Raw genomic sequence first — 1,074 nt, 5'->3', positions numbered from 1 at the left:
TTTCTTACCTCTAGTCAAGTACTTTTACAATACTTTTTAAGAATTAAATTTATGATTGGAGGAAGGGGGTACCCCCTTCCTCCAATCATAAATTTAGCGAATGCCAAAAAGACCTAACGATTTTTTGTTTTTTTCGCAAGGTCAAGTATGTTATAGTTAATTAAACCATTTACGAACAGGTGGATGCTGCTTCGTAATCATAGGTAATGTTGTGTGCAATAAGGTGAAATGCTACTTTTAAGAACTTATTCACACAAGCAATTGACGCAACTTTATGAGGCTTTCTCAGAGGTTGCGTTTTTAATTTGTCGTAATACTCCACCAGATGATTCTTTGTTTTTTGGCGTAGTGTAATCATCGTTTTAATCATAAAGAATAAAATTTTTCGTAGTTTATTGTTTCCCCTTTTATTAATCTTGTCCTTATAATGGGTATTACCTGACTGATAACGCATAATATCAATCCCCACATAGGCATTTAACTGCTTATGATTTTTAAAACGCCTGATATCACCCAACTCACCAATGATTCGAACAGCTGTTGTTTCCCCTATTCCTGGAAATGATAGAAGTACATGATATTCTGTGCGCTCATTAGAAAGCTCAACCATCTGCTTTACAAGCTGTTCTTTCCTCTCTTTTAAGTCTACGATGCGTCTTGCGTAATCTTTGACTTGTTCGCAACGTACATCATCTCTTGAGATGGCTGGATAGGAAGTTTTCGCGGCTTCAAGGAGGGCGATTCCTTTCTCTTCTGCTCGTTTTAAAGACAAATTTTTTCGTGTGTTTGCCTTTAATCGATTGCGAATGACCGTTTTTGAATGGGCTAACACTTCATCAGGATGTGGATACAATTGTACGATATTCAAAAACAGCGCAGAACGTTTCGTAAATAGCTGTTCCAATTCTGGAAAACTCAATTGAAGGATAGCGTGTAAACGGCTATATAAGTGCGTAATCTCACTGTCTAACTCATCATAGTAACGTGTGAGCCCACGCATCTGTTGGTAGTATTCATCTTCTTGATACGTCTGTTCACGTTCTACTCGAAAGTGCGATTTCGCTAGCTCATGTG

General features: G+C 37.6%; 1 protein-coding gene. It reads right to left on the bottom strand.

The features are described 5' to 3' along the window. Nucleotides 1–169 precede the first annotated feature (169 nt). Nucleotides 170–1,074 (bottom strand): IS110 family RNA-guided transposase (locus BN2144_RS00055; RefSeq protein ID WP_033826333.1); only part of this gene is annotated, 905 nt, incomplete at its 5' end.

The sequence above is a fragment of the Bacillus andreraoultii genome, from assembly GCF_001244735.1.
Classification (GTDB): Bacteria; Bacillota; Bacilli; order Bacillales; family Caldibacillaceae; genus Caldifermentibacillus; species Caldifermentibacillus andreraoultii.
The sequence above is the reverse complement of the archived record's forward strand: the minus strand, read 5'-3'. Positions and strand labels throughout refer to the sequence as shown.